Here is a 16,490-nt window from a genome sequence, read left to right as displayed (position 1 = left end):
GGTACCACATCGCGGGTCGTGATGCAGATGGGGAAGCAGAAGATCGAGTGCACCGAGACCATCACGCGTCGGGAACCGGCAGACCTGCGCGGGATTCCGAAAGGGAGCGTCGTTCACTTCGACCGCGAGATCGTCGGCGAGGGCATGTGGAGCGCTGTGCGCGACCGGCTGACCGAAGCCGGTCCGGAGATGACGCTCTGGGTGAGCGAGAGCGAATACCGGTTCAGCGGCTTGCTGATGCGGTTGGTGGGGGTCCTGATGCCCGGCGCCTTCCGCAAGCAGTCGCAACAGCACATGCAGGACTTCAAGGCGTTCGCCGAGCAGGGAAAGGACGTCCGCGAAGCGAAGGACTGATCTACGATCAGCGCTCGTCTCCCGAAGAGTGGGGAGAAGCCGGACGTGACGGCGGGCCGACCACTGTCGGGAACGTGCTCGGGGCGGGTGGAGCGGCAAGGATCGATGTCGGAGCCTGGGTAGCGAAGCCGAGCGGCCAGCGAACCGAACTGCCTTCACTATCGTGGGCGGGCTCGTGCAGGCCGACCGGCTGCTGCCGAGCACCGCTCCGCCCTGGTGGTTCTCGACGCCCGCGACCCCTCCCGCGCACCCATCGCCGTCGCCAGGTTGGACCGGCACTTCTTCCCCGGATTCCACGGCAGCTTCGCCAGTCGAGTGACAGCCTCATGATTTAGACAGAATCGCGCGTGCGTTCTCTCCGTACGAGATTCCAACCCGTCGTGGAAACGAGTGCCCCGATTGCGGCTCCGAAAAGAGGGCCACCAACGACCAGTCCAATCATGATCGGTAAACCGAGACCATGTCGATCCGTATCGAATGGAACTCGTTCGGCTGGTAGCCGGCCGTGCAGATCGTGAACGGCTTGGAGGGCGTACCACCACAAGACGGCAGCACCCACGAGTCCGCACCAAGCCGAAACGGGCGGGCGACCAGAGGGTGGCCGCAGCGAAGCCGGACGACAAATACGCACCGATTCACGTCGGCGGCTCACACGGCAACTTCCCCCGCTTCACCGCGTCGACCAAAGTCGCGTGGTCGCGTTCGGTCTGATCCGCGTAGGCGTGCGCGAAGCGGCTCAGTGCGACGTCGAGCGTGTCCGACTTCCCGACGTAGCCGCCGATCATCGACGCACCACTGGTCCGCGCGTGGCCCTTCGCGAGCAGGCGCCCGCAGATGCCGGCGTAGTCGGTCAGCGCTGCCGCGCTGAGGTGGTCGATCGGGACCGCGCCCTTCATGTTCCGGAACTGCCGCACGTAGTACTGCCGACCCTCCACCGTGGTCCAGCCGAGCAACGGATCGCTGACGGTCTGCAGGGCCTGCTGATACTCGACCACGCGCCGGCCCTGGTGGTCGTGCCAGGCGGACTCGCCGTGTACGAAGCGTGCCACGACGGATCGACGTGCCTGCTTGAGCTGCAGGAACACCACGTCGTCGGCACTGCTCCCTTCGCACAGCACGACGTAGGCACGCAGTCCGACGCTGCCCACGCCGACCACTTTGTGCGCGACGTCGACGACGGTGTAGCCACTGAGCAGTCGTGCCCAGTGGCTGGGCAGCGTGGTGAGGTATTCGTCGAGCCCGGCGGCGATCTGCTCGGCCTCCGCCTCGGACACCCGGGTGATCAGCGGCGGCTCCTCCACGATGCGCCGGCCGGTTTCGTCCTGCTCTGTGAATCGGGGCAGCGCCCGGTCGCTGACGCGGCGCCGAGCCCGCTCCGCGGCGCGGGTGATCTCGTGGCGCAGCGACTCGTCCGACGCCGTCGTCCGCAGCCGGTCGAGGTCGAGTCGCTCGAACGAGCGCGCCAGCAATGGTTGTTCCGCGAGCCAGCGCACATGCTCGCGATAGGTGGCGACGCAGGACTGCACTGCACTCTCGCACTGCCCCTCGGTCGCCGAGTTCTGCCGGCCCGCCACCCAGATGCTCGCAGTCAAGCGGCGCAGGTCCCATTCCCAGCCGCCGGGATGCGCCTCGTCGAAGTCGTTCAGATCCAGCACCAGGTCGCGCTCCGGCGATGCGTAGAACCCGAAGTTGCCCAGATGCGCGTCCCCGCAGATCACCGGCTGGATTCCGGTCGCCGGCAGCCCGGCGAGGTCCTGGGCCATCACGATCGCGGTGCCGCGCAGAAAACCGTACGGCGAGGCCGCCATCCGCCCCACCCTGACCGGTATGAGCGATTCCACCCGACCCTGGTGCGACACCCCGATCTGATCCACCACATCGGGGCGATCGTCCGGTGCGCGCCACTCGCCGAGCGCGGACCGCGGTGCCTGCTTGCGCAGGCGTTTGCCGAGCGCGTACCGCTCCGCCCTCGGCGTGGCCCGGCGGCGCAACGACGCGAACGACTGCCCGTCGATGCTCGGCACCACGATGTGCGCGTCCGCGGTTACTTCGCGCCGACGTGGAGGATCGGGCCGACCACCACGGCGTGCAGCTTGTCCGGGTTGGCCACGTTGCGCATCAGACAACTCGATCACCGTCTCTTCGCTGTGAGCATCAAGGATGCGTGCAGCATATCGACGGGCCCCTCGCCGGGATCGGCCCAACCCCATTGTGGGACGGGTCCGGTGCGAGCATCGTGACGACGCGGACACGCTATGTGGCGGTTGCGCCTTGGGGTTGATCGTCGGTGTCAGGTAAGGGGCGTCGGCAGATTTCGTGGGCTTCGTCGGCCGAGATGCCGAACATGCGCAACAGATCCTCGGTGATTTGGTCGGTGTCCTCCGCGTCGTCACGTTCGGGGTGGTCGTGCAGCAGTTGACCCAGGCAGAGTGCGGCCCCTGCTGTGATCGTCAGGGCCAGTTCGGGATCGCGCACGCTGAACCGGCCCGCACGGGCTGCTGCCTCGATGTCGCGGCGGGCTCTCGGCGCGAGGCCTTTGTCCGAGTTGACCAGACTTGGCCCGTCGCGGAGCAGAACTTTGCTCAGTTCGGGATTTCTGCGATGCAGTCGTCCGGTCAGACGAAAGCTCTGCGCAAAGATCTGGGCAGGGTCGTCCAGATCTGCGGTCAGTTCGTCGAGCACCGCGCCGTGGCGGTCGAGGGCCTCCTCCACTGCCGCGTGGAAGAGCTCCTCCTTGGTCTGAAAGTGGTTGTAGAACGACCCCATTCCGACATCTGCGGCCTGGGTGATCTCGAGAATCGGGGCGGTCAGTTTCCCTGCCGCCATGAAAGACTGGGCTGCGCGTACGAGTGCGGCGCGGGTACGCGCCTTGCGCCGTTCCAGGCGGTTCGGTGCATCGGCGATCTGCTCGGTCATGCCTGCGTGCCCTTCTCCTGATCCGTCTGACCTTGCCCTACACTACCCGCGCGTCATCAATATTGACGAATTCCTCAAACTCGGCGACTGCTCCACTCCGCGAGCAGTCGCCACATCGATCCAGCCTAATGGCCGAGGATCTTGATCCCGACCACGAGAACGCCCACACCGACCAATCCTGTGACGGTGAACAGCTGTTGCCACCAACGTAATTGGGCCATTCGCACGGCGAGTAGAGCAATGACGCCAAGCTCGACGACGAGGATCCACATCGCTATCCACATCGCTGTGGATGTGCTCAGTAGTCCGAAGGCGGCTGCGACCAATGCCAGCAGGGGCAAGACCGCGGCCTCCACGATCTGGCCGGACGCCTGGAGCATCCGCAGCGCTGCCCGTCCGCGCGGAGCACGGTGGTACGCGCCGAGGTGTGCTACCCAGTCGGCCAGCAGGCTCGCCGCCCAGAGCCCGCCGGTGGCCACCGCGACATCCATGACCCGCGCCCATGAGCTCGTCTCGGGAGCCGTATAGCGGACGAGGACGGCGAGCGTCGCCAAACACGTCATCGCGCCGTACACACGCTCCCGCAGGAGCGCGACGACATGCTCCACGGGAATCTCTTCCCGATTGGTCTCGCCGGCCCCGCCAGTCACTTCAGTCCCCACGCGAATCGGTTCGAATCTGTCTTGTCCGAGCAACCCTTGCACCAATCCCATTCCAGCCATTCGTATCCCGTCGACGACGCGTCTGCCCGTGGCCGTCGAGGGCCTCCTCCACTACCGCGTGAAAGAGCTCCTCCTCGGCCCGGAAGTGGTTCGCGCCGCGCGCGGCTCCAGGCGCTTCAGTGGCTCGGCGACCTGCTCGATCAGGCCTGCGCTCTCATCTCCTGATCCGCGTGACCTCGCCCCACCCTAGCGCCCGTCATCAATATTGACGAATTCCTCAAATACTCTTGACTGACGATATGGTCGTAAGTGACGATATCGTCATAAATCGAAGGGAGTGGTCAATGAGTGTCCACCATGACCCGCATACCGGTCTGCACAGTGAGCAGGGCGCCCTGGCGGGCGAACACCGGGGGCGGGCCGCCGAGCCGATCATCAAGGTGCATGACCTCGCGTGGCTGGAGTTCGAGAAGCCCGACCTCGAGCGGGCGGAGGCGTTCGCCCATGCCTTCGGTTTTACGACGGCGCTCCGCACCGCACACGAACTGCAGTTGCGCGGGACGGACCCCGGCTCGCCCTGCGTGCTCATCCGCCGAGGCCCACGGTCGCGGTTCGTCGGTCCAGCCTTCCGGGCAGCCGACGCGACCGACGTGCTGCGACTGGCGGACGCGGTCGGAGGTGCGGTCGTGCCCCTACCCGAGAGTCTGGGCGGGATCACGGTTGATCTCACGGATCCCAGCGCTCTGGGAGTCCGGGTTGTGTCCGACACGTTCGAGTTGCCGGCGCTGCCCGCCCAGGCTCCGCTCCCACTGAACTTCGGACACGACGGCGGCCGGGTGAACGCCACCCAGCGGCCACCCCGCGCGCCGGCCACTGTGCAACGACTAGGGCACGTCGTGCTCCAGACGACCAGGTACCTCGAAACGCTCAACTGGTATCTCGAGCACCTCGGACTGATCGTCAGCGACTTCCTCTACTACCCCGGGCAACGGGCCCGGGGCCCGGCCATGAGCTTCATCCGCTGCGACCGGGGCGCCACGCCCACCGACCATCACACCCTCGCGATGGTCCTCGGCCCGGCCAACCGCTATGTGCATTCGGCATATCAGGTCGCCGACCTCGACTGCCTCGCCGCCGGAGGCGAATACCTCCTCGACCGGGGCTACCGCCGGTCCTGGGGCATCGGCCGACACATCCAGGGCAGCCAAATCTTCGACTACTGGCGCGACCCTGACGGATTCATGGTCGAGCACTTCAGCGACGGCGATCTCTTCGACAGCACGCTCGATGCGGGCTGGGCACCGATGACCGCGTCCGGACTGGCCCAGTGGGGGCCGCCCGCCACCAAAGACTTCCTCGGATTGAACCCCGGTCGGGAATCACTCCAGGAACTGCGCGCCATTGCCAACGCGCTGCGCGCCGACAACGAATTCGACCTCCACCGCCTCCGCGGCCTTCTGAAAGTTGCCAGCTCATGACCATCTCCGTCCTCCGCACCGCCGACGCCTGGTGGGTCGACACACCCACCGGCGCCGCACGGGTAGACACCGAGGCCACCACCACCGCCCAACTGCTGGCCGACCGACCAGCCGTCGAGGCCGCGGCGTCCAGCAAGGGCGCCGTGCCCGTCGAGACCCTCTCGTTGCTCTCCCCGGTCACCGCCCCCTGCCGGGTGGTCGCACAGATGACGAACTTCGCCTCGCACGTCGAGGACTCCGGGATGAACCCCGACACCATTCCGTTGACCTTCTTCCGAAAGTCCTCCGGGTCGATCAGCGGCCCCAACGACGACGTGATCCGTCCTGCCCATGTCCGGCTACTGGACTACGAGGTGGAGATCGGGCTCGTCCTCGCCCGTGACATCCCGGTCGGGACGGCGATCACCGCAGACAATCTCGCCGATTACGTTGCCGGGCTGGTCGTCACCAACGACATCTCCGCGCGCGACATTCAGCTTCCCAAAACGCAGTTCTACGAAGGCAAGTCATACCCGACGTTCACCCCGGTCGGCCCCGCCCTCGTCCTGCTGGACGGCGACGAGCTGAAGCGGTTCACCGACCTGCGGCTGCGGCTCTGGGTCAACGGTGAGCCGCGCCAGAACATGACCGTCGCCGACATGATCTACCAGCCGACCGAGACTCTGCAGGCGCTGACCCGGTTTCAACGCCTCGATGCCGGGGACTTGCTGCTGACCGGAACACCGGTCGGGACGGCGCTGAGCGCCCCACCGAAGCCGATCGCCATCCTCTCCTCCCTGCTGCCGCCGGCAGTCAAATGGAAGCTCTTCTTCGCGGGGCAGGCCAAGAATTCGAACTACCTGCAGGACGGCGACCTCATCGAAGCCACCGTCTTCACAGACGACGGGACCATCGACCTGGGGCGCCAGCGCACGGTGGTGAGGTACGCCCGATGACCACCGACCTGCTGTGGCCGCGTTACGCGGTTCCCACGGATCTGGCGACGATCGAGGCCGTGCCGCTGCGCGATCGGGGGCTTCCGGAGTCCACCTATGCGTTGCTCACCCGAGCGGCCCGCATGTGGCCGGATCGGCTCGCGCTCACCGTCCTCCCGGACGGCGCACGGTGGCGGGAGCCGGTGCAGCGCAGTTTCTCCGAACTACTCGACGATGTTCATCGTTACGCGAACCTGCTCCATCGTCTGGGCGTGCGGCGCCGGGACGCGGTCGCCGTGATGGCGCCCAACTGCGCCGAGTTGATCCCCGCGACTCTCGCCGCACAGCTTGCCGGCATCGCTTCTCCCATCAACGCCGCGCAGTCGCAGCAGCACATCGCTGAATTGCTGCGTCGCTCAGGTGCCCGGGTACTCGTCGCGGCTGGACCGGAACTTGCGCCCGAGACATGGGAGGCCGCGCACCAGATTGCCGTGAGCGGGAGGGCGGATGCCGTGTTGGCCTTGCGGCCCACCGGCGCCGCCGGCGCGCCTGCGGACCTGCCCGAGGTCGACGGAGTGCGGATCGGCTATCTCAGTGCGCTGGCGGCCGATATCGATTCCTCCGACTTCATCGGTGATCCTCCTGGCGGGTGCGACGTGGCCGCACTGTTTCACACCGGTGGTACCACCGGTGTTCCGAAGCTGGCCGCCCACACCCAGGAAAACGAGGTCGCCGATGCCTGGATGCTGGCCGCGAACTCGTCGTGGGTCTCGGACTCCGTCGTATTCGCCGCCCTGCCGCTGTTCCATGTCAACGCCTTGATGGTCACGCTGCTGGCGCCGCTGTTCAAGGGCCAGGGTGTGGTGTGGGCCGGCCCGCTCGGCTATCGCGACCCGGCACTGTCCAGCGAATTCTGGAAGGTCGTCGAGCACTACCGCATCGCGTCGATGAGCGCGGTGCCCACCGTCTACGCGGCCCTCGCGCAGCGCCCGGTCGATGCCGACATCAGTAGTCTGCGCTTCGCCATGGTGGGAGCATCGCCTCTGCCGACCGCGGTCGCCACGAAGTTCCGGGACCACACGGGTGTGCCCCTTCTCGAAGGTTACGGACTGACGGAGGCAACCTGCGCGAGTGCACGCAGCTTTCCCGATGCACCACGACCTGGCTCGGTCGGGCTACGGATGCCCTATCAGCAGGTCAAGGTGGTACGCGTCCGGGAAGACGGCACCTGGGACGACCTGCCCACCGGATCCACCGGAGTGCTGGCGATCAACGGTCCGACGGTGTTCGCCGGCTATGTCTCCGGCCACGACGAACACGGACCCATTCTCGACGGCATGGGCAAACTGGTCGACGGCTGGCTCGACACCGGCGACCTGGCGCGCATCGACAACGACGGTTTCCTCTACCTGGTCGGACGCGCGAAGGACATCATCATCCGGGGCGGGCACAACATCGATCCAGCGGTCATCGAAGACGCTCTTCTGGCCCATCCGCAGGTCACCGCGGTCAGCGCGGTGGGACGCCCCGACGCCCACGCCGGCGAAGTGCCCGTTGCCTACGTCACCGTCGTCGCAGACGCCGGTGTCACCGCGCACGAGCTGCAAGCCTGGGCGGGCGAGCGCGTTCCCGAACGGGCCGCGGCACCCAAGGCGGTCACCATCCTCCCGGCGTTGCCCGTCACGGCGGTAGGCAAGCTCTACAAACTCGCTCTGCGCGCCGACGCGACACGGCGCGAGCTCGAACATGCCCTCGCCACCCTCGCTGGCATCGGCAGCATCCAGGTGTCCGTCGAGGGCGGTTCGATCCTTGCCACCGTCGAGATCGACGGAACTGCCGGCGAGCCGGCGGTCAAGGCGATCTTGAACCGATACACGATCAATTGGAAGGTCACGGTGCGCACATGACCATCGCATCACTCGTTCTGGCACTCTGCCTCGCAGTCTTCTACCTCCTGCTCGGCGTCGGCAAGATTGCGGCAACCGCGCCGATGCGGGAACGGGCAGCCCACGCCGGTATGCCCGTCAGCACGTATCGGGGCATCGGTGCGCTCGAGGTCGCCGGTGCCGTCGGTCTCGTGATCGGCGGACTCGTGCCGGCGCTCGGCGCCGCCGCCGGCATCGGGCTGCTGCTCCTGATGGTAGGTGCCGTCGTCGCACACGTACGGAACGGTGACGGACTGCGTGAGATGGCGCCCGCCATCGTCGTCGGCGTAGCGATCGTGGCCTACCTCGTAGTCCTGTACGGATCGATCCGATGAGCGAACGGGTCGTCCCAGTCGTCATCGTCGGTGCCGGACCCACCGGACTGACCGCCGCCACGCTGCTGGCTCAGTACGGTGTCGAGTGCCTGCTACTCGAGCGCTGGGAGGGCGTCTACGCGCAGCCGCGGGCGGTCCACCTCGACGGTGAGATCCACCGGATCGTGGCGCACCTCGGGATCGCCGAGGAGTTCGCGGCGATCTCCCGGCCGTGCCTCGGGTTGCGGCTTGTCGACCGGAACATGCGCGTTCTCACCGAGTTCCACCGAGACCCCGGTCCGGGCGTCCACGGCTACCCCGAGGCCAACATGTTCGACCAGCCCCAGTTCGAGGAGATCCTGCGCGCCAACCTGACACGGCACCCGAAGGCGTCCCTCCGCGGCAACGTAGAGGTCACCGGGCTGGCCGACGACACGACCGACAGCGTTCGCGTCGACTTCACCGACCGAAACACCGGTGTGCAGGAATCGGTGCAGGCCAGATACGTCCTCGGCTGCGATGGCGCCAACAGCCTGGTCAGAAACCAGATTCAGGCAACGATGCGGGACCTGAAGTTCGACCAACGCTGGCTGGTTGTCGACGTCGCGACCACCGCCGACCTCGGCGCGTGGGAGGGCGCCCACCAGGTGTGCGACCCGGTGCGCGCGGCAACATACATGCGCATCGGACACACTCGCTACCGCTGGGAGTTCCGGCTCGAACCCGGCGAGACCGCCGACGACTATCGCGACATGGCTCGACTGCAACCCCTCATCTCGCCGTGGACACGGAACACACCGGTCGACGAATTGACACTTGTCCGCGTGGCCGAGTACACCTTTCGAGCGCAAATCGCGGACCGATGGCGCAACCGGCGCGTGTTCCTACTCGGCGACGCCGCCCATCTCACACCGCCGTTCATCGGACAGGGGATGGGCGCCGGGATCCGCGACGCGATGAACCTCGCCTGGAAACTTGCCGGCGTCCTCACCGGAGATCTGCCCGAAAGCGCACTCGACACCTACGAGATCGAACGCAAGCCCCACGCGCTCGCACTGATCCGGCGCGCCAAGCTGGTCGGAATGGCCATGACCGAAGGCGGCGAACTCGGCAACCTCATCCGTCGCATCGTCGTACCACTGCTGCACCGTATCCCGGGTCTCGGCGACAAGATCATGGACGGCGAAACCCCGGCCCTTCACCGCTCCACTCTGATAGAACGACCTCGACTACGCAGAAGTCGAGCGGGCCGCCTGATCCCGAATCCGGACCTCGGCCAGGGTCGCCGATTCGCCGAGGTCGTCGGCGGCCGGTTCGCGGTCGTCACCTCCCTCTCCCTGACCCCGACACAACGCACCGACATCGAACAACGCGGTGGCACAGTCCTGCTGGCTCGACCCGGCACCGATCTGCACCGCTGGCTACGCCGCGGCCGCGCCCGCGCCGCCATCATCCGGCCCGACGGCACCGTCCTCAGTAGCGGAAACGACCTGTCCGCCCTCTGCCCCGCCCTCCCCCGCTTCCACACCCACCGCACGCCCACCTTCCTCACCCAGTGACCCCCTAACGAAGCCTCCACTGCTCACGCATGCCGATGCTGTGAGCCACCGGCCCGATGTGTGACCCTCGCATTCCGACCGGGCCCGCAGCGATACGACCGTCCCCACTGCCCTGCAGGACGGTGCGGCCGGTCGTCACCGCAGCCCAAGAGCGCGGCAAACTGCTCGCACAGTCCGCCACTCGACATCGAAAATCGCTGCGTACCAGTCGAAGTGATTCGCATCATAAAATACTCGCCCGTAACCTACGGGATCGTAACTTACGGTACCGTAGGTGCATGGCGATATCGGACATCGAGGAATATGCACACCTGACAGGCGCCGACGTCGAGGCCATCGGCCGCGACCTGGATGCGATCCGACGAGACATCGAGGAATCCCGCGGTGCACGCGACGCCCGGTACCTCCGCAACACCATCCGGCTGCAACGCGGCCTGGAACTCGGCGGCCGGGCGGTGCTCTTCGGTTCCCGCAAGCGCTCGCTGTGGGTGCTGGGCACCGGGATGCTCTCGTTGTCGAAGATCATCGAGAACATGGAGCTCGGGCACAACGTGATGCACGGGCAATGGGACTGGATGAACGATCCCGAGGTGCACTCCGTGAACTGGGAATGGGACAACGCCGATCCGTCGGCGCACTGGAAGATCACCCACAACTACGCGCACCACAAATACACCAACGTCCTCGGCATGGACGACGACGTGGGCTTCGGCCTGCTCCGCGTCACCCGTGACCAGCGCTGGAAGCCGTTCTACCTCGGCAACCTCGCCTACAACGCGCTTCTCGCGGCGCTGTTCCAATACGGCCTCGCCATCCAATTGCTCGAACTGGGCAAAGTGACCCGAGGCCGGGACGACCGTGAACTCACCAAGACGCGCGGCAAGGAAGTGCTCGCCAAGCTCGGCAGGCAGACCCTCAAGGACTATGTCGTGTACCCGGCACTGACGGGCAAGGCATGGAAGTCCACTGCAAAGGCGAACGCGACCGCCAACCTCGTCCGCAACCTGTGGACCAACGCCGTAATCTTCTGCGGCCACTTCCCGGACGGCGCCGAGAAATTCACCAAGACCGACGTCGACAACGAGACGCACGCCCAGTGGTACCTGCGGCAGATGCTCGGTTCCGCCAACATCTCGGGCGGCCCCGTCATGGACTTCATGACCGGCAACCTGAGCTACCAGATCGAGCACCATATCTTCCCGGACCTGCCCTCCAACCGCTACCACGAGATCTCGATCCGCGTGAAGCAGCTATGTGACAAGTACGACCTCCCGTACACGACCGGCCCGCTCGCAGTGCAGTACTGGAAGTCGTGGCGGACCATCGCGAAACTCTCGCTTCCCGACAAGTACCTCACCGACACCCGCGACGCCGCACCAGAGACCGCGTCCGAAGCCGGGTTCGGCGGTCCTCCCGCCACCGATCCACTCACCGGCCGCCGCATCGGCCTGGCGACGACGATCAAGAAGACGCGCAAACGCGGTCCCGTCCGCCGAATCCTCGGAATGCGCTGATCAGCAACTATTCCGGGCTGCTGCGGAGAACGCGGGCGGCTACTCGTCACGGAGCATGTCGATTAGCCGAACCGTTCCGATTCTTCCGGGATAGGCAGCGGTGAGAATGGTCCGGTGCGGTCGCCCACATGCACGGCTACTGCCCGGCGAGATCGTCCCGGCCACCGCATTTTGCTATCCCACAAGCATCCCTAGGACCACCCGCACGTGGCGCGGTTTCTGGAACGGATGATCGGCGCCGCCGGTACATTTACAGCCCGGGAAGGCTTGCCGCACTCGCCGAATTCGACTTCCACTTCCCTCCATTCGCTGACTACGGCGCCGCCCCCGGCGACGGTGGCGTGCACCAGGTCGTCGGCCACCTCCGCGAGAGCTGCTCGTGCCGGTCGAGCAGTCGGGGGTGCGCCGGCCGATGGAGAGCCGCCACCTGATGCAAGAATTTGCCCAGTCCAAGTCTGCGGACCAGGGCGGAAAACTCGTCCGGAACTGACTCGCCGTCGCCCGGAGGAAGGGATAGCTCGGTGCGTGCCTTGTCTGCGGAAACCCTCAATTGCCACCCGGCGTCCGAGTCATGGCGCAGCGTGAGGTGCTGGCGGAGCAGGCCCGATCGGTGGGTCGTAGTACACGGGTCAGAGTCACCGCTCTTGTGTCGAGTCGTCCACCGTCGAGACCAATCGTCCCAAATCCGGCAGGGTGAGATCCCGGTCCACGACCCACCTGTCTCCCGCTCACCCTACGTCGACAGCATGAGTCCAGTCTGCTCACACCGATTCGTGTGTTTGAGGATCGCTAGTGGAGCGACGGTGCGCGGCGACGGCAGGATCCAGAAACGAAACATATCGCCAGTCGCTGTCCGGTCGCGACGAGCGTGGGATGGGCATGCTGCCGGAACAGCAGTCGGCGTAGCCGACGGCGCGGCGAGTGAAAAGAGTCGAGCCCTCGAGGCTTCGGACCGGATCGGTTGGCCAAGTTGGCTTTCCGATGAGTATCGGTCGTATCACCGTCGGTCCCACACACGAGGCGCGTTCCTGCCGTTGCTTCAGCTCGCGTTCGCGTGTCGAACCGGACGGGGTCCGGTGCCCGGCGGACCGAGGACGGTCAGGTAATGGCGGCGGGAGTGGCTGAAGAGAGGCCCGCAAAGCCGAAAGTTGGTGTGCCCTCGCCACGGCGCGTTGCTCGACGAACTGACCGCAGATCTGAGGACCCTGCCCAGGTCTTCGCGCAGAGCTCGCCCGACCGGACGCCTGCATCGCAGAAGCCCCGAGCCAGCAAAGGCGTCATTAATTGTGACGAATTCCTCAGAAACCCTTGACTGACGATATCCTCGTAGGTGACGATATCTTCACATGTTGGAGGGAGTGGTCAATGAATGTCCACCATGCCCCGCATACCGGTCTGCCCGGTGAGCAGGGCGCGCCGGCGAGGCGAGCACCGAAGGCGGTACCTCGAAACGCTCAACTGGGGTGACAACCCATCTAACACGCGTCACATTATGTCCCATACGCCACTTCATCCACATGAGACACGCTCTTGGGGGACCAGGCCGGTGATGGTGGCGTCGAGTTCCTTTTCGGTGGGGTTGGCATAGACATAGCCGTCCGGGCGCACCACGACGAACGGCCGCCCGCCGAAAACCGGGCGCGTGATTTCCTCGGTGTCTTCGAGCACGTCACGCGACGCGCCGATCTCGGTCGGGCGCCGTCCGGGACCGCACAGTGTGGTCTGCTGCGCGCACAGGAGTTCTCGGGTCAGCTGCTGGGCGTGCGGGGAGAGAGCCGAGGCGGGATCGGCCTCCCAGCCGATGATGCGCCAGCCCGTGCCGGTGAGATCGTCGAGGCGGTGCATCGCTCCGGCCCAGGTCCGGACGGCAGGTTGTGGGAACAACCGTCCCACGGCCGGGCGGCGCGGGGCCTTCACCAGCAGTCCGTCTGTGTAGTGTGCGGGTTGGCGGTAGCGGCCCTGCAGGACAGCGCGCCGGAGGGGTCGGACTCGCATCAGTGTCCGGATTGTGGCGTCGCGCACCGCCGCACCCGACCGAGAGCGCATCATCAGCAGCCGCCCGAGATTGATCGCCAGTGTGGTCATGTGCTCTACGTGCGGTCGGCGTTCGATCTCATAGGAGTCCAGCAATGTCTGCGGCGCGTCGGCTTTGATGACCGCGGCGAGCTTCCAGGTGAGGTTGGTGACGTGGCGGATTCCCGAGTTGAGTCCCTGCCCGGCCATGGGCGGCATGAGATGCGCGGCGTCTCCGCAGAGCAGGACGCGTCCCGCTCGCCATCGGGCAGCCCGCTTGGCGCGGTGGGTATAAATGACGTGCCGCAGGATCTCGACGGTGTCGGGGTCGACGTGCTCGGCAATCATGGCGCGCGCCGTAGCGAGGGTGGAAATTTCCTCTCGGTCTTCGCCCGGCATCACCATTCGTTCCCATCGGTGATTGCCGGCGGCCAGACGCCCTGTCATGCGGGGACCGTCGGGATCCATGGTGAACCGAAAGTACGGGATACGCGCAAGCGGCTCCGGCAATTTGGTGTCGACGACCAGCCAGGATTCTTCGTAGGTCGACCCGACCATCGGCAGCGACGGCAAGATCCAGAAACCGAAGAACATCAGCATTGCAACTGCTGCCGCGATGATGCCGGTCAGCATGTCGACCACGAAGCTGAAGATCAGCAGAACCACGCCCACGAGGGCGAAACCCAGGACGGCGATGCCGCCGATCGCCAGTCGCTGCCCGGTCGCGACGAGCGTGGAAAGGGCATGCTGCCGGAACAGCAGCCGGTGGATGCCGACCGGCGCGACCAGCATCATCGTCGCGGTAACCGAGAGGGCGACGGTCACGAGGTAGATCACCTCCTGGCCGTCCGACAGCTCCTCGAAACGCTGCTGGAACGGCAACGTCAGCAAGAATCCGGTCAGGAGTTGAACCCCGGTCTGCACCACCCGCAGTTCCTGCAGCAGGCTGCTCCAGTTGCGGTCGAGTCGCTGGGTTTCGGTTTCGTCGCGGACCCGGCGGTTCCATGCGGCGTCGTCCCGGCCCTCTGCGCTGTCCATGCCCAGGAAGTACCCGATTTTCGGTCGATGGAACTCGCAGCCGTCTCGGGCTCTGCGTGATCGCAGTCAGCTGTTGTGCGGCGGGTTTCCGCTAGCGGGCGCGGTGGTATCACCGCACGAAACCGTGGTGTGCGCATGGCCTCGGAACGTGCGCCTCCATCAGCATCGCGAGCGCGAGAACGAGGCCGCCCGAAAGCAATCGACGCCGACCACGGCTATGCCGCTGCTCCCATCTGTCCCCTCGGAGATCCACTAACGTTTTGCCGTGAGCGCGACACTCCCTCGGGCAGCCCCTACGGTTCAGGAATGGGACTGGCCCGGTTGATGCTCGACCTGCCCGCATTGTGCTCACGAGACGAGGCGCTCGACTGGGCGTCGACCGAACTGCGCGAGCGGCACATTCACGGTTGGGAACGGCTGTCGCTGCACACCACCGAACCGACCGGATCGGGCGCGATCCGGCGCTTCACCTTCATCTACTGGACCGCGGGAGTTGGCACTCGGGCGCCGAAGGCCATCAGCTACAGCCACCTGTGGGCACGGCTGAGCGCGCCCGAACGCACAGCCGTTCTCAGACTTACCGGGGACGGTCTGCTCACCGGCGCGATCAAACAGATCCTCACAGACCGCGCAGGCGACACCCTCTTCTTGCCCGGTTCCAACGGCGAATCCCGCGTGCCCCAGACTCTCCGGCAGTTTCTCCGGGCGATCTCCACCGAACGCCACTGACCGCGCGACTGCCGAAAGCCCTACCCGTCGTCAGCCGACGCATGCCCTGAGGGATCTGCGGGTCCTAGTAGTTGGATATCCCGCAGGTGCGGGTTCAGACGTCAGTGGCCGGGCATACCCGCAGGCCGAGTTGGCCGGGCACCTGCCCCCCTGGTGGCCGATCGGCACCTCCGAGAGCTGTCGGCGGAACTGTCCGCGCTGGTGTAGCCACCCGTCGTCGACACCCGGGCGGGCGCCGATGCGACCATCACCTGGCTGCTCAATGCCCACACCCCGCCGCGCTACATCCCCCCGATCCTCCACAGTAGCCAATCCGGTAGTGACACACATCACAACGGGCCGGAGGTTGGTCGGCGTAACGCTTCCGGCCCTTCCGGACACCGTTCGAATAGCCGCAGACGCTGGGCCCGCGGCACTCGAATGAGGAACACCCACCATGAGCACCACACAGCTCCACCCGATCACCCGCTCCGCCACCAGCACCTCCCCCTGGAAGCGACTGGCTGCCGTCGCCGCCGCGACCGTCGCACTCGGCCTCGCCCCGGTCGGTGCCGCCGACGCCACCGCCGCGCCGTCGAACGCCGCGCAGCCCGTCGCCGCCGTCACCCACGACAGTCCGTTCGACCGCGACAACGACATGCAACAGCAACGCCAGCACGACCGCCAACGTGACCAGCGGCAGGACCGCCGCGCCGACACCATCGTGCTCGACCAGATCCTGGCCGACTGGAACAGCAGCACCCAGATTTAGCGCATCCCGGCCGCCCCCCAGTGGAAGGCGACCAGCGAACAGCTGTACCACCGGCGGACTGACGGCCCCGCATCCGACATCACCCCGTCCTCGAGACCCGCGAGAAGGCAACCATGAGCACCATCGACACCCGCTCCACCGAGGCGGTCACCACCACGGCAACAACATTCGGCAGCACCGCCGACCTGACCAGTGCGCTGATTCGCGCCGCGATCGCCCACGGTGAACACGAGACGCGCACCGGTGCAGCGGATCCGAACTGGCCCGACTGGTATGCCGCCTACATGGTCGCCGAACAGGCGGGGACGGAGCCGCCCCTCTAA

Annotated in this window: 14 protein-coding genes and 3 pseudogenes; 12 read left to right on the top strand and 5 right to left on the bottom strand. The window is 66.2% G+C overall.

Translation table 11 applies throughout. The features are described from left to right. Positions 1-354 (top strand): SRPBCC family protein (locus ACNJ7E_RS00185; protein ID WP_418338704.1); only part of this gene is annotated, 354 nt, incomplete at its 5' end. A 207-nt stretch (positions 355-561) separates the two neighbouring features. After that, positions 562-684, top strand: a pseudogene (locus ACNJ7E_RS00180) (carotenoid oxygenase family protein); the annotation flags it as partial. 305 nt (positions 685-989) lie between these two features. On the opposite strand, the gene ACNJ7E_RS00175 reads toward ACNJ7E_RS00180, so the two are convergent. The 3 genes from ACNJ7E_RS00175 to ACNJ7E_RS00165 all read right to left on the bottom strand — a co-directional run bounded on the left by ACNJ7E_RS00175 (position 990) and on the right by ACNJ7E_RS00165 (position 3,983). Next, positions 990-2,381, bottom strand: coding sequence for a DUF2252 domain-containing protein (locus ACNJ7E_RS00175; protein WP_280780185.1), 1,392 nt, complete (start codon positions 2,379-2,381; stop codon positions 990-992). A 226-nt stretch (positions 2,382-2,607) separates the two neighbouring features. After that, a complete protein-coding gene (locus tag ACNJ7E_RS00170; protein WP_280780184.1) occupies positions 2,608-3,270 on the bottom strand; it encodes a TetR/AcrR family transcriptional regulator in 663 nt (220 codons plus the stop codon). Between the two features lie 125 nt (positions 3,271-3,395). Next, positions 3,396-3,983, bottom strand: coding sequence for a hypothetical protein (locus tag ACNJ7E_RS00165; protein ID WP_418338703.1), 588 nt, complete (start codon positions 3,981-3,983; stop codon positions 3,396-3,398). Between the two features lie 293 nt (positions 3,984-4,276). Between ACNJ7E_RS00165 and ACNJ7E_RS00160 the strand changes: the two genes are divergently transcribed. The 7 genes and pseudogenes from ACNJ7E_RS00160 to ACNJ7E_RS00130 form a co-directional block, all read left to right on the top strand. Then, a complete protein-coding gene (locus ACNJ7E_RS00160; RefSeq protein ID WP_418338702.1) occupies positions 4,277-5,410 on the top strand; it encodes a VOC family protein in 1,134 nt (377 codons plus the stop codon). After that, positions 5,407-6,345 (top strand): fumarylacetoacetate hydrolase family protein, encoded by a 939-nt coding sequence (locus ACNJ7E_RS00155; RefSeq protein WP_418338701.1) that lies wholly within the window; start codon positions 5,407-5,409, stop codon positions 6,343-6,345. The genes ACNJ7E_RS00160 and ACNJ7E_RS00155 overlap by 4 nt, the downstream gene beginning before the upstream one ends. Continuing rightward, complete coding sequence (locus tag ACNJ7E_RS00150) at positions 6,342-8,231, top strand: acyl-CoA synthetase (protein ID WP_418338700.1); 1,890 nt, start codon at positions 6,342-6,344, stop codon at positions 8,229-8,231. Before ACNJ7E_RS00155 ends, ACNJ7E_RS00150 begins: the two co-directional genes overlap by 4 nt. Next, on the top strand, positions 8,228-8,584 hold the full coding sequence (locus ACNJ7E_RS00145) for a DoxX family protein (RefSeq protein ID WP_418338699.1): 357 nt from the start codon (positions 8,228-8,230) through the stop codon (positions 8,582-8,584). The genes ACNJ7E_RS00150 and ACNJ7E_RS00145 overlap by 4 nt, the downstream gene beginning before the upstream one ends. After that, a complete protein-coding gene (mhpA, locus tag ACNJ7E_RS00140) occupies positions 8,581-10,122 on the top strand; it encodes a bifunctional 3-(3-hydroxy-phenyl)propionate/3-hydroxycinnamic acid hydroxylase MhpA (RefSeq protein WP_418338698.1) in 1,542 nt (513 codons plus the stop codon). The genes ACNJ7E_RS00145 and mhpA overlap by 4 nt, the downstream gene beginning before the upstream one ends. A gap of 278 nt (positions 10,123-10,400) precedes the next feature. Next, positions 10,401-11,636: a fatty acid desaturase family protein gene (locus ACNJ7E_RS00135; RefSeq protein WP_418338697.1), complete on the top strand. Its 1,236-nt coding sequence runs from the start codon at positions 10,401-10,403 to the stop codon at positions 11,634-11,636. 1,160 nt (positions 11,637-12,796) lie between these two features. Further along, positions 12,797-12,919, top strand: a pseudogene (locus ACNJ7E_RS00130) (TetR/AcrR family transcriptional regulator); the annotation flags it as partial. Between the two features lie 226 nt (positions 12,920-13,145). On the opposite strand, the gene ACNJ7E_RS00125 reads toward ACNJ7E_RS00130, so the two are convergent. Together ACNJ7E_RS00125 and ACNJ7E_RS00120 are read right to left on the bottom strand one after the other, a co-directional pair. Next, positions 13,146-14,048 (bottom strand): FAD-dependent monooxygenase, encoded by a 903-nt coding sequence (locus ACNJ7E_RS00125; RefSeq protein WP_418338705.1) that lies wholly within the window; start codon positions 14,046-14,048, stop codon positions 13,146-13,148. Between the two features lie 162 nt (positions 14,049-14,210). After that, a pseudogene (locus ACNJ7E_RS00120) lies at positions 14,211-14,687 on the bottom strand (DUF6328 family protein); the annotation flags it as partial. A gap of 306 nt (positions 14,688-14,993) precedes the next feature. On the opposite strand from ACNJ7E_RS00120, the gene ACNJ7E_RS00115 reads away from it, so the two are divergent. The 3 genes from ACNJ7E_RS00115 to ACNJ7E_RS00105 all read left to right on the top strand — a co-directional run bounded on the left by ACNJ7E_RS00115 (position 14,994) and on the right by ACNJ7E_RS00105 (position 16,490). Then, the gene (locus ACNJ7E_RS00115; protein WP_418338696.1) at positions 14,994-15,416 is read left to right on the top strand and encodes a hypothetical protein; all 423 of its coding nucleotides are present in this window, start codon (positions 14,994-14,996) and stop codon (positions 15,414-15,416) included. 436 nt (positions 15,417-15,852) lie between these two features. Beyond that, positions 15,853-16,167: a hypothetical protein gene (locus ACNJ7E_RS00110; protein WP_418338695.1), complete on the top strand. Its 315-nt coding sequence runs from the start codon at positions 15,853-15,855 to the stop codon at positions 16,165-16,167. Positions 16,168-16,280: 113 nt separating this feature from the next. Then, positions 16,281-16,490, top strand: a complete 210-nt coding sequence (locus tag ACNJ7E_RS00105; RefSeq protein ID WP_418338694.1) for a glyoxalase — start codon at positions 16,281-16,283, stop codon at positions 16,488-16,490.

The organism is Rhodococcus mengyinensis (assembly GCF_048381435.1).
In the GTDB taxonomy this organism is placed as follows: Bacteria; Actinomycetota; Actinomycetes; order Mycobacteriales; family Mycobacteriaceae; genus Rhodococcus_F; species Rhodococcus_F opacus_D.
Note: the sequence above shows the minus strand (reverse complement) of the source record. Positions and strands in the feature narration are given on the sequence as shown.

Bases quoted from the DNA above. Each gene is read 5' to 3' on its own strand.
- ACNJ7E_RS00135 (WP_418338697.1), top strand. From the start codon at position 10,401: ATGGCGATATCGGACATCGAGGAATATGCACACCTGACAGGCGCCGAC.
- ACNJ7E_RS00145 (WP_418338699.1), top strand. From the start codon at position 8,228: ATGACCATCGCATCACTCGTTCTGGCACTCTGCCTCGCAGTCTTCTAC.
- ACNJ7E_RS00150 (WP_418338700.1), top strand. From the start codon at position 6,342: ATGACCACCGACCTGCTGTGGCCGCGTTACGCGGTTCCCACGGATCTG.
- ACNJ7E_RS00105 (WP_418338694.1), top strand. From the start codon at position 16,281: ATGAGCACCATCGACACCCGCTCCACCGAGGCGGTCACCACCACGGCA.
- ACNJ7E_RS00170 (WP_280780184.1), bottom strand. From the start codon at position 3,270: ATGACCGAGCAGATCGCCGATGCACCGAACCGCCTGGAACGGCGCAAG.
- ACNJ7E_RS00110 (WP_418338695.1), top strand. From the start codon at position 15,853: ATGAGCACCACACAGCTCCACCCGATCACCCGCTCCGCCACCAGCACC.
- ACNJ7E_RS00155 (WP_418338701.1), top strand. From the start codon at position 5,407: ATGACCATCTCCGTCCTCCGCACCGCCGACGCCTGGTGGGTCGACACA.
- ACNJ7E_RS00125 (WP_418338705.1), bottom strand. From the start codon at position 14,048: ATGCCGGGCGAAGACCGAGAGGAAATTTCCACCCTCGCTACGGCGCGC.
- ACNJ7E_RS00165 (WP_418338703.1), bottom strand. From the start codon at position 3,983: ATGGGATTGGTGCAAGGGTTGCTCGGACAAGACAGATTCGAACCGATT.
- ACNJ7E_RS00115 (WP_418338696.1), top strand. From the start codon at position 14,994: ATGGGACTGGCCCGGTTGATGCTCGACCTGCCCGCATTGTGCTCACGA.
- ACNJ7E_RS00160 (WP_418338702.1), top strand. From the start codon at position 4,277: ATGAGTGTCCACCATGACCCGCATACCGGTCTGCACAGTGAGCAGGGC.
- mhpA (WP_418338698.1), top strand. From the start codon at position 8,581: ATGAGCGAACGGGTCGTCCCAGTCGTCATCGTCGGTGCCGGACCCACC.